This is a genomic window from Exiguobacterium sp. s123, assembly GCF_018617075.1.
Classification (GTDB): Bacteria; Bacillota; Bacilli; order Exiguobacteriales; family Exiguobacteriaceae; genus Exiguobacterium; species Exiguobacterium profundum.
This window is the reverse complement of record NZ_JACSJL010000034.1, coordinates 1-346: the sequence shown is the minus strand read 5'-3', so window position 1 is coordinate 346 and position 346 is coordinate 1. Positions and strand designations below refer to the sequence as shown.

Genomic DNA, 346 nt, shown 5'->3' with positions numbered 1-346 from the left:
TTATGGCGAGAAGTCGGCATTCAATCGAACAAAAACTGGCTGCACTGCGCATGATGGAAGAAGAAACGCATACATGGAAGGAAATCATGAAGACTCATCACGTTTCTGAGAATACCCTCCGGGTGTGGAAAGTGAAATTCGCTACCGGCGGGAGTGACGCATTGAAGGAATCGAAGTACACCAAGGAACAGAAAATCGCGGCCGCCCGTGACTACCTCGACGGGGCCACCACGATGGAAGTCCTCTCCAACTATCAAATCAGTGATGGATCTGTTCTTCGAAAATGGATTAAGAAGTATACTAGTCATAGCGAGTTAACAGATTCGAGAAAAGGGATGGATCGAGC

Annotated in this window: 1 protein-coding gene; it reads left to right on the top strand. The window is 47.7% G+C overall.

Annotated features, from left to right (window positions below):
• Positions 1 to 2 precede the first annotated feature (2 nt).
• Positions 3 to 346: transposase (locus KNO72_RS15530; protein WP_214758786.1), on the top strand; the 344-nt coding region annotated here is incomplete at its 3' end.